Origin of the sequence: Veillonella sp. AF36-20BH (assembly GCF_003602765.1) — a bacterium.
Taxonomy (GTDB): domain Bacteria; phylum Bacillota; class Negativicutes; order Veillonellales; family Veillonellaceae; genus Veillonella; species Veillonella hominis.
The window spans coordinates 388,973-401,335 of record NZ_QTLR01000002.1 but is presented as its reverse complement, the minus strand read 5'-3'; the positions used below and the strand labels follow the sequence as shown (position 1 = coordinate 401,335).

General features: G+C 41.1%; 7 protein-coding genes and 1 pseudogene. All 8 read right to left on the bottom strand.

The features are described 5' to 3' along the window. Positions 1–206: IS200/IS605 family transposase (tnpA, locus tag DW000_RS04280; protein WP_120055281.1), on the bottom strand; the 206-nt coding region annotated here is incomplete at its 3' end. A 286-nt stretch (positions 207–492) separates the two neighbouring features. After that, the gene (locus DW000_RS04275) at positions 493–1,140 is read right to left on the bottom strand and encodes a hypothetical protein (protein WP_120055260.1); all 648 of its coding nucleotides are present in this window, start codon (positions 1,138–1,140) and stop codon (positions 493–495) included. A gap of 98 nt (positions 1,141–1,238) precedes the next feature. Then, positions 1,239–1,403 carry a hypothetical protein gene (locus DW000_RS09810; RefSeq protein ID WP_165850989.1) on the bottom strand — a complete coding sequence of 55 codons (165 nt, stop codon included), beginning with the start codon at positions 1,401–1,403 and terminating at the stop codon, positions 1,239–1,241. Then, on the bottom strand, positions 1,394–1,558 hold the full coding sequence (locus tag DW000_RS04270; protein ID WP_120055258.1) for an ESPR domain-containing protein: 165 nt from the start codon (positions 1,556–1,558) through the stop codon (positions 1,394–1,396). Before DW000_RS04270 ends, DW000_RS09810 begins: the two co-directional genes overlap by 10 nt. A 536-nt stretch (positions 1,559–2,094) precedes the next feature. Beyond that, positions 2,095–7,889, bottom strand: a pseudogene (locus tag DW000_RS04265) (ESPR-type extended signal peptide-containing protein). Positions 7,890–8,215: 326 nt separating this feature from the next. After that, positions 8,216–8,797, bottom strand: a complete 582-nt coding sequence (locus tag DW000_RS04260; protein WP_243624526.1) for a hypothetical protein — start codon at positions 8,795–8,797, stop codon at positions 8,216–8,218. Between the two features lie 80 nt (positions 8,798–8,877). Then, a complete protein-coding gene (locus DW000_RS04255) occupies positions 8,878–9,291 on the bottom strand; it encodes an S-layer homology domain-containing protein (protein WP_243624524.1) in 414 nt (137 codons plus the stop codon). A gap of 467 nt (positions 9,292–9,758) precedes the next feature. Further along, entirely contained in the window at positions 9,759–12,149 is a 2,391-nt protein-coding gene (locus DW000_RS04250; protein ID WP_120055279.1) for an S-layer homology domain-containing protein, read from the bottom strand. Positions 12,150–12,363 lie beyond the last annotated feature (214 nt).

Below are 12,363 nucleotides of genomic sequence, written 5' to 3'. Positions count from 1 at the left end.
ATTAATACTAGCATATGCACATGATCTGCCATAAGCTCCCCCTCTATAATCTTGACGCCCTTATATTCGCATAAACGTCTCAGTATTTCACGTAAACTATTTCTATATTGATTATATATAACTTTACGTCTATACTTAGGTGTATATACTATGTGGTATTTGCATAACCATTTTGTGTGCGCAAGGCTCTGTGTCTTTGTTGCCATATAAAATCACCTTTCTTTTGCATATAATGCGGCTTGAACACCTACATTATACTTAAGCAAGGTGATTTTTTTGTATAACTTTCGTTGCCGCACCCGCATAGCAGGTGGTTTTATGATTCGCGACTACGTCTCGAACCAGTCTAAAGACAATAAAAAAAGTGCTAAGGCGATACCAAAATGATGCCCCTTAGCACTTAATTAAAAAGTATGAATATAGTTCAGTCACTATGAGAATTACTATACAAGCTATTATATGACTTGCTATTCGAGTAAACTTTCAACCATATTAGTCAAGAGCTTCCTCTGTGTTGATAGCTTTGCGAAGATCAACTACACGATACCCTTCAGCTACCAGTTCATTTGTTTGTTGAACAACTTTCACACGATTATTCCCATCTTTCATAGATTGTTTCAAACTGAAAATAACCATTTCATTCATGTAAAAGCGCAATTCATCATTTTTAATTTCGGCAGTATTACGATCCAAGATATCGATGATTTCTTGTGCATAATCCATTTTACCGGCTTCAGATACCGTAGTATGTGATTCAAAGAACTTTTTATAGTCATCATACAAACGATCTAAAGCCACGCGTGCATAGCTGTCTTCTTTATAGCGATGACTCACGATGTACCAGCTGCGGCGGACATTCATATAATAAAGCGCATTATTACTATAACGTTCTTGCCCGGACACAACATTGGTATCGTCTTTGATAAGCTTACCGGCTTGATTCAATTGAAAATATGTGAAATCCCTTACTACGTCACGCACTTCTTCACTAGGAACAGGAAGAACTACTTCCTGTTCGATGTTAGTTAAAGGTAACGGTGCTTGTTCACGCATCATCAATGTATCGCGAGCTGCATCAGCTTGACCTGCAACACATACACAAGCAAGCGCTAAAATAGGCATAAATCTCTTTAATTTCATAAACCCTAATCCTCCTCATAATCATCCGCCAAATGAGCGGGCTTCATATTCCTTACATAAATAGAATATAATAAAAATCAAATACTTCCAAGTACAAATTATTTAGTAAGTCCTGTTTGTTTCATGAGCAATGCAATTTGAGCCTTCATTTCCTCATTGTCTCGTTGCACTTGATCATACTTAGCGGTCAATTCTTGGTCACGTTGTTTCATGAGTGCATTCTCAACTTTCAATTGCGTCAATTCATCTTGCATTACATACATGGAGCTAATAGGGCCACCCTTGTAACGTTCATGCCAACCATCTTTGCAAACACAGAAGTTACTGTCGAACGTTTCGACACGTTCTTCGCCGTTTCAGCCACAACGACATAACAACCTTTCGTACGATTCCAAATCACCTTAAAGATTCGATTCATTTACTTTACTCCTTACATAAAATAATCAGGTTATATGAATAGATTAAAATCATTTATAATTCTAGAAAAAAGTAAAACCATATATAATATATGGACTTTTTTCGATACATATCGTATTAAACATACCATATCCTATGTGAAAAGTAAAAGAAATTTAATTTTATATTCATCTAAAAATTATAATCACTTATAAATATACAACAAATCTAACCATTTTATTTATATTCATGCCAAATGTACCATTTTTTACGTATAAAACCAACTAAAAAATTTTTCTTTCTACTCCCATTCGTTTATATCTAATTTCATTCGTTTATATCTAATTTCATTCGTTTATATTAAATCGATAATGGATTATCCTTACATATATGCAACATATACTCGATAGATAATATGTACGAATACCCCCAATAAAAGCAAGAGTAAATTCATAAAATACTAAAAGGCGCCAAAAGCAAAATGCTTTTGGCGCCTTTTATGGCACTACAATATGAATATGTGATTTCATATCATATTACATCAATATGTTTATCATATTATTTGTTACCCAATTGTTCCATCAAGAATGCAATTTGTGCTTTCATTTCTTCATTATCGCGTTGTACTTTTTCATACTTCGCTTTCAAAGCTGTCACTTCATCTTGCATTACATAAGCAGAGCTGATTGGACCGCCTTTATAACGTTCCGGAACGGCTTTCTTCGCATCAGATGTACCGAATTTATAAGATACACCCGCATTGAACATGTTGTCATGACCGCCGAGGGATACGCCCATGTGGAACAATGTGGATTCATTAGTGTAATGAGCCACACCTAAAGCAGCCGCGGTGCTACCTTTGTAGTGACCTAACGCAGCCATTACTTGAGTAGGTTCCAATGGATCGTATTGTAATGGTTTAAGACCGGAAATAGCCGCACTAGCAGCACCGGAGTCTGCAATTTGACCTTCCATATCGCTCATTAAGCCATTCAATTGATTCATATTAACAGCATCTGTACCGTTTACACCAGGGCCTACATTAGTAATTCTATTACCACCATTATTCAAACCGTCTTTAGTAAGACTTACGGAATTTCCTGTAGAAGGTGTAATCGTCATCCCGCCACCGTTTACAACAGTCGTATTACCTGCAGCATCCTTAGTTGTTACGGATTCAAGTCCTTTTAAGTCTTTCGCCATACGAATCTTAAGGTTACCGGTACCATCGGATACCACACCTAAGTTATCTTCAGAGGACAATTTGCTAACATCAGAGATACCGCCCACAACATTGATTTGTTCGTTAAGTTTTTTCTTAATCACAGCACCGGAATCACCACCGTACTTCATGCCGTCATCTTTGGTTGCCACTTGATGAGGTGTACCATTTTCATCCATGTATTTCATACGAGTGATTTCATTGCCGTTAAGATCTTCATCGCCTTTTTCAGCAGTGATATCCGCATTGCGACCGTCTTTACCGGCTAAGCCGATATGACCGACACCATCCTTACCGGACATGGATACCGCATCTTTACCGTCTTTACCGGAAATGCCTACCTTTCCATCTGTACCGTCAGCACCGTTAGGACCGGTAATAGTTACACCATCAGGGCCGGATTTGCCGACTTTTACCTTATCAGCATTCACTGTACCGCCATTAACCGTATTCGCAGTTACGCTGTCAGCCTTGATGTCTTTCGCCATCTTGATAGTGATATTACCATCGTTATCGGCTATCGTTTTGATATTTTCGCCGGAGTATTTATCGTCCGCTTCGGTACCTTCGCCTTTAATGGTAACCTTTTGACCTAAATCACGGTGGAACTCGCCTGTATTACCTGCAAAATCTAATCCTTTCTTCGTGATTTCATCACCTAGATCATCAATCTTTTTATCCAACGTATCATGAGACGATTTCACTTGATCTTCTGTGGCAGCTCGACCGCTAACGATATTAGCAGGATCGAATGTTTTATTTTCCAAGCCGGTAACATAGCCGTCTTTACCGTCCACAGCGATTTTACCTGCATCAATCTTACCGTCTTTACCGTCGATAGTCACCTTATCTCCGGCCTTGATGATACCATTTTCACCATCGATCGCCACTTTACCTGCAGTAATATTACCTTTGTTGCCATCGATTGTTACCTTATCGCCGGCCTTGATCGTACCTGTAGTACCATCAAGCGCGATTTGTTTCGTAGGATCTGAACCCAATGTCACTTGATCTTTAAGACCAACTTCATAATTCGTGGAACCATTAGGATTAGTAGTTGGTGTAACAGTGATATTGTTGCCGGCAGTTACTGTAGTAGTCGCTGCATCAGTCGCTTTTTTCAACTGATTAACATTGACTGCATCATTAGGATCAGTACCCTCAGCTACATTGGTAATCTTTTTACCGCCGTTATTGAGACCATCTTTAGTGAGGCTCACCGAATTATTACCAGCCGGAGTTGTTTCAGTAATGGTCATACCGTCACCGTTGATAACAGTATTAACATTACCATTTTTGAAAGTTGCAGATTTCAAACCTTGCAAATCTTTCGCCAAGCGTAATTTCAATGTATTGTTACCATCGGAAACAACACCGATATTATCTTCATCGGTCAATAGATTTTCATCAGTGATACCGCCCTTAACATTGACTTGCGAGTTAAGTTTCTTCTTGATAACAGTACCGGAATCACCACCGTACATCATACCATCATCTTTGGTTGCCACTTCATGAGGGGTACCATTTTCATCGGTGTATTTAATACGAGTGATTTCATTACCGTCAAGATCAGGAGTGCCTTTATCGACTATCATATCAGCATTACGGCCATCCTTACCATTCAAGCCGATATGACCGACACCATCCTTACCGGACATGGATACCGCATCTTTACCGTCTTTACCGGAAATGCCTACCTTACCGTCTGTACCGTTTGCTCCGTCAGGGCCTGTAAGGGTAACGCCATCTTTGGCATCTTTACCTTTTTTATTGACCTTGATGGAATCAGCTAGAAGACTTCTATTCATCTTCACGTTAATAGTAGTATTACCATCATTATCTTGGGTGATGAAAGTCTTGATATTTTCACCGCTGTAATCATTATCGGCTGCGGTGCCTTCACCTTTCACAAGCACAGTGGAGCCTAATTTATTAGTTTTCACACCACCCACATTGGCATCAAACTTAAGGCCCGTAGCCGTTTGAGCCGCTATAGCATCTTTCACTTGATCTTCTGTGGCAGCACGACCGGATACAATTTTATCCGGATTCCAAGTCTTATTATCTAAACCTGTTACATAATTACCGGTTTCATTATCTCCGCCTGCATTAGTCACTGTTTGGCCGCCCATAACAGCATCGCCTGCTTTCACAGTCTTAGCTGCAGTTACGGAGTCGAGATTCTTAAGATCTTTTGCCAATTGAAGTTCTAATTTATCTGTACCGTTCGCCTTTACATTGATATTGCCGGACGCACTTGCAAAATTATCAGAATCTGCCTGTGTCACACCTTCACCTTGTACTTTTACCAAGGTATTTAATTTGTGTTTATTAACGGTGTTTTCATTGTTACCTGTGAATTGTAAACCATCATCCAAGGTTGCTACGTCGTGTTTCACTCCGTTTTCTTCAAGAACGAGACGAGTAATACCGGTACCATCTACAGCCGGTTTCGCGTCACCGCTCTTCATAGTAAGACCGTTTGCACCATTTGCACCGTTAAGATCGATGGAACCGTCTTTACCGTTGATAGCAACAGCAGAACCATCTTTACCCTTGACTCCGATGGAACCATCTTTACCTGTTGGACCTTCCTTACCGATTGCTAGATTATCATTTAACTTCAAATCATAAGTAGCTTGACCATTATTGTCAGTCTTAGTGATGAGCAAGTTACCGTCAGTTCTGTTTTCTTGTCCATCTACTTTCACAATGGTATGTTTGCCGGCTAATTCTTTTACTTCGTTCAATTGACCACCGTTAACTGCATCTTTGGAGTTAGGGGCTACATTGCCGTCGGCAACATTCGTAATAGGCGCATTATTGGCATTGATACCATTCGGAGTAATAAAGCTCTTTCCACCAACGGTCAATCCATTATTATTGATTACCGTAGTACCTGTTGTTACGCTCTCTACATTTAGATCTTTAGCCAATTTGACATTCAACGTATCCGTGCCGTTAGATACCACACCGATATTGTTATCACTCAATTTAGACTCATCGGTCACGCCACCGACAATATTAGTTTGAGCACCTAATTTTTGGGTAAACTTATTATCCGGAGCCGCAGCAGCTTTTACATCACCTGCATAAACTACGCCCTTATCTACTTCCGTAGTCACCGCATATAATTGGCTACCATTGATAGCATCGGTCGATGTAGCAGAAATGCGGCCTGCCGCCACATTAGTGATGGTCCGTTCTACACCCGCCTTGCCTACACTCACGGTGGAAGTCGGATTTACGCCAGCAAAATTATGAGCTACCCCATTAATCGTTGCGGATTGTGTCACCACTGCTGCCGCTGTTTCAGAACCATCGCCGATAGCTACAGCATTTTCATTCGCTACCTTTGTATTGTTACCGAGAGCCACACCATTCTTTCCTGTTACGGATGCACTGCTCCCTACAATCATGGCACCATCAGCAGAAGCTGTGGAATTATTACCTACCGCATATGCATTATCCGTTGTGATGGTATTCTTATTACCGAAAGCTCCTGCCGTATTACCTTTAACCGTACCGGCAGTAACCTTTTTAATCTTATCGCCATTAGTTTCTGTGGTTTCCGTAATAGTCGCGGAACCAATCGTATTACCATCACCAATAGCATAGGAATTGCTTCCATACACTTTATTTTCTACACGAGAGCAGCAGATTTAGTACCGGATGTAGCGCCATCGGTCATATCGAAACCAACTGTATTCGTATCACCAATGGATATGGCTTTGTCACCATACGCACCTACCTGGCTACCTACGGCAAGAGAATTTTTACCCCAGCTTCGTGCCATGACACCGATACCTGTACTGGCAACGCCTTTTGTCAATGAGTTAACACCGATTGCCGTGGAACCCGTACCAAGAGACTGCGTCATCATACCGATAGCCATACTGCCATGACCGATAGAAGCGGTATTTACATACTTTTTACTATCATTAAGTGCACCAGATCCCAATGTAGTTCCAGGGTATAGAGCGGCCAGTTCTCGATTAAAGTTTTTTTGTGTCCCAGCAACCGCCATATCAGGCACTACTGTATTCAAATCAGGCTTCGCCGTTTCAATATCATCTCCACCGATGGCAATAGAGGAATGACCAATAGCTCTTACATCTCCCCCGATACCTATAGATTGAGTGCCATACACCTTTGCCATACTACCGATAGCCGTGCCTTGAGAGTATTCAGGATGATCATCAGGATTGGTAACGCTCTTTCTAATGATGCTGGCTTCCGCTCCGGAACCAATAACCACATCACCACGAGAGCCATAAGAATGAGCTTCCGCCCCCATGACAACTGCACCAGATCCTTCTTGATCATGATATTTGGATACCGAGCTTGTAGCTTGACGACCAATAGTAATATCGCCATTTTCCATTGCATGTGCTACATTACCAATAGCAATAGTGCTTGCAGAATAAGGATCGTTTGCTCTTTTTTGTCCCCCTGCATGAGCGCCTTGACCTATAGCAACACTGTTTTCAGAGTTTGCATCGGAATGGGCCTGACGTCCTACTACGACCGTTTGAGTACCTGCCGCATTTGCTAAGGAACCAATCCCTATAGCATTTAATCCTGTTACAGTAGATGTGTTACCCATGGCGATTGCATTTTGACTGTTTGCCTTAGCATCGGCTCCCACTGCTACACTGGCCAATCCGGTAGCTTGAGATTTAAGACCATATGCCGAACTGTCTTGACCCGTAGCATGAGCTTGATCACCAACAGCAAGAGAATGTAGTGCCGTAGATAGAGATAAAGAACCTATAGCCGTCGCCCCTTGACCTGTAGCTTTTGCTTGGTCACCGATAGCGATAGCATATATATCAGTTGCCTGTGTTCTGCTACCGAGAGCCACCGTATATTCTTGTGTAGTCTTAGCAGTATCCCCTACAGCAATACTGTTTTTATGAAATACAGAAGACCCAATTCCCGCATTAAATGATGCTTCCACCACACTCGGCACTAAACATCCTGCCAAGGCAAAAGCGCATAAAAGTGCACCGAATGATGCATTTTTCTTTTCAAAAATGGTTCTGCTTTTTCCACCATTAGTAGCGATTTCGGAAACCACTACATAGCAATGCTTCACTCGACTCCAAATTACTTTATAAATGTGATTCATAATTTTCCTCCCTTTGGATTGAAAAACACACTCCCTAAAAAGACAAAATGATCTATGTCTCCTCAATACTACTATTATACATTCAAGGAGACATAACTCAAAGTTTTTTACAAAGATTTTATAAAATTATAGGTTGTAAATGATATATTGACGTTCTGTCATTGACCGTCCAGCCCCATTCCAAGGCATCGTATTGATAAAAGCTCTTTCCGGAGAAAAGTTTATTTGGTTTTATTTTTAAAAAGATCCTTTATCTCATTCGCTGCCAATGCTGTGTACGAACTGAATCATCAATACCGACGGAGAGGAGATAATCCCCAAAATGGTTACCCGTTGTCCCATAGGAACACTGCACCATTGAGATCTACAAGAATAGTAGTCCCTTGAACCGTACGGAAATTCATGAGTCCGCCTTCCGCAGAGGATATAATTCTACCAACGGTACAGATTTTAGTCCTCATTGGAATCCCGGATAAATTCCACGCAACTTGATAACCATCTAGCTGATCTATGCGTAAAGCGCCAGGATTGACTTGATACCAATTGTTAAGATCGCTCTTTACAGGACCTTGAAAATAGCCTGCATCACGAGTTATCTCAACCTTAGGAGGTTTCCGTGTCATTATCTTTGAAGAAGAATCTTCAACATCTTTTCTGTAGCTCACCATGGGTTGATTTGAAAGACGATCTTCATAAGCCACTTTTCGAGTAATCAGTATAGGTTGTTGAGCCTGATTATGGGCTATATAACCTAACGCCTGAAAAGGCGTGTAACTCATTATCTTGCCTCCATTTTCCATCATGGCAGGAATTTCTTGTCCCTCAGGAGTGACAAAACGATATACATTTTCCGCATAGGCCCCTTCAAACTGACCTCTTACGGTAATACCATCTGCCGCCGAGGCCATAGACCCCGACAGCAATAGTATTGATAACATTCCAATCACAAGAAAACACAATTTTTTCATATGAAAGCCTTTCGCTTCGATTAACCGCGACCTTTGATAACGCAAACACGTTGAATATCAGGAGTACCATCTTTATGTTTAGAAATAGTATCCACTCTGATACGTTCAAGTTCTGGTTGGAATTCTTTAAGAGCTCTAGCCATTTGTTCATCGGCAACAGCACCGTTTTGAATAGCTCTGTAAATCAAAGCAGCCATTTCATAACGAGTCATCATGCGGTCTCCGCCAAACTTACCATCTGGGTAGCCAACGATGATGCCATTACCTGCCAATGTTGCCACATAGTCATATGCCCAGTGGTTTTCAGGCACATCTGGGAAGAGTTGCATCTTATCCAAATCCAAGGAGTTAAGCTGTTTACCTTCGGAAACTTTTATGAGTGCGCCCTTCATATTTTCAAGTTCTGCACGAAGATCCTTAAGTTCTTTCTCCATAGCTCTACTCTGGAAGTAGATACGTGATTGCCTTGACCAAGTTTCAAGCTAACGCCGGCATCGATACCGTCCTTAACAATCTTAGTACCGCCATTGATAGTCAAGCCATCACTGTTCATAACAGTATTACCGGTAGTTACACTGTTCAAACCTTTCTTTTGCATATAATGCGACTTGAACACCTACATTATACTTAAGCAAGGTGATTTTTTTGTATAACTTTCGTTGCCGCACCCGCATAGCGGGTGGTTTTATGATTCGCGACTACGTCTCGAACCAGTCTAAAGACAATAATAAAATAGGGTAGCAACTTTGACAGTTACTACCCTTTTTATTGTCTATTTTTATCAGATAATATGCTAGTATATAAGTCTTTAATTATATTATTTCTAATATAATTTATATCTATTAATCAATATGCGATACATCAATCAATATAAACAAAACTTAATACTGTATCTGATTAATTATTTTTTGTTGACTCTGACACGTTCGATAGTTGGTTGACCGTTAGCGTCTTTTGCAACTGTGTCCACGCGGAACAATGCCATTTCAGGGCCAAATTCCGTTACGAGACGTTCATCTACGCTTACACCCTTTTGAATAGCGCGGTATACGATTTGAGCGAATTCATAACGAGTCATCATGCGGTCTCCGCCGAATGTACCATCAGGATACCCTTCTACCAATCCACGTTCGGAGAGTGCATATACTGCATCATAAGCCCAGTGATTGCTAGGTACATCCGGGAATAATGTAGTGCGATCCGCCTTCATGTTCATGCCTGCCAAGCTATTGATGATGGCAGTCAATTTTTGAATTTGCGCATTTTGTACAGCCACGGTTTTCTTAAGTTCCAACACTTCCTTGCCAACAGCTACACGGGAACGGGATACATTGCTATGAGCGCCGACTTTCACGGAAAGACCGGCATTAACAACGGTTTCACCATTACCCAATGTGGAGCCGATGCTGAGTTGTACATCCTCATTAGGACGATAGAAAGCACCTAATGCAGCGGCATTACCATCGTGGAAATGACCATAACCAGCTGCGAAATCCCATTTTGCATCAGGATCGAAATCCAATGGATGTAAAGCGGCAAGAGCGGCAGCACCTGCTACACCTCGATTGATTTTTCTATCGAAACGAGAAATATTTTGACCGATATTTGTAATATTATTTTGAATGTTAGTTACATCTTGTTTAATATTGCTAACATCACCTTGGATGTTCGTGATATTCGTTGTGTTATTGTTGATTTGATTAGTAATATCATCAGCCAAGCTAACCTTGTAGTCCTTAACATTGCCGTTTGTCGTAGCATCTACTTTAATGTGATTACCTGCGCTAACAGTTGTTGAACCAACAGAATTTACTTGGTTTTGTAATTGTTTAAGTTGTGCCACGTTAACAGCATCTGTATCTTTAGAACCTGCTGCTACAGACGTGATTTGTCTAGTCACACCATTGTCCACATCGCCGACAGATACTGCAGCACGCGTCGATTTCCATGTAGCGTTCGTTTCAGTGGATGCAGCCTTTTTACTTGGATCATATCCAACTTCACCTTTGTCAACGCCTGCCTTTGCTTCACTAGCGATAGCGGCACCACCTGCTACGGAAACATCTGTATTATGGCCTACGGCTACCGCATCATCGACATTCATCGTTGTGCCGTTATCGCTGGAGCCCATAACAACCGCATGGTTAGCGTTCGTTATGGTACGTTTATCACCAAGAACAAGCGTTCCTGTAGAGTTAGTTATATTATTTTCCGTACCGATTACGGTTGTATTTTTAACCTTATCCGCTGTATTATCAACACCCATGGAAAGGTTATTGGTGCTTTCATCACCACTAGCACCCGTGATCGTGTTGTTCACACCGATTATGGATGTACGCAATGTATAGTCGGCCTTATTACCACCACCGAGAGCCATGGTAGCACCGCCACTCTTAGAGTTTTTAATAGCGCCACGCAAACTATCAGCTAATGCCTTAGCAGAATTACCACCGTCACTTGGAGCCGAAATGGTAGTAATGGAATTTGTAATCTCATTGCCGGCACCCATTACGATAGAACCATTGGAATTAAATGTTCTATTCGCTGTACCTACGATACTGTTCGCAATACCTGCATACCGGTTATTAGCGGTTTGCGATTCAATGCTGTTTAATGAACCGGTAATCGTAGCTCCAAAGTTTTTGATCGGGTTTGAAAAAAATCCACCGGTATATTCACTGGACATGATGTTATACACACCTGTATTCGTAGTGAAAGCACCATTACTGAAGCTGTTAGCACCGATGGTTGTAGCATATGCATTAAGAGCATAGGTTCTAGTCGTAGCACTATCTACATCGATATCCCCCAACTTACCTTTGTAATTATGAGAACCGATCATGGTACTGCCGGTGCGCGCAAATGTATTATCACCAATTGCAACACTGCCCACAACTTTCGTAGGGTCTGCAGGGATTCTAACAGAAGAGAACGGACTTCCGCTGTAAGTCGTTTGACCTAGAGCAAAGCTTTTTTCTACGACACCTGTCATGTTTTCGATTTTTGCATTTTTACCGATGGCAACACTACCGCCTTGGCTGGCATAGTTGTCGATATAAGCACCATTACCTACAGCAACATCACCTGTAGCATCACTCGCACCATTGGAATACTTAATAAGGGCACCCTTACCAATAGCCACGTTTTCCGCTTTTGGTGCATTACTACCTGTACCAATAGCCACACCGTTACCGGAACCCGGGTTATTATCCGGTGCCGCATAGGCAATGCAAAGACTAGACATTAATACACCGTTAATCAACAGTGTTAATAAACGTTTCCGTTTGTTCATATCGTTCAATCCCCATTTCATAAACATTAACTTCGTCTCCATCGGCGAAACTATTATCACAAAATCATGATAATTACATGAATATTATAGCACATTGAAAAAATCTGTAAACGTTTTACATAACTCGTTGCAAAACCTCATAAATATAGGCTAAACCGTTTTAACAAAGAGGACAAAACGTCTAATATAACATATATCATTTATTAATTTTACT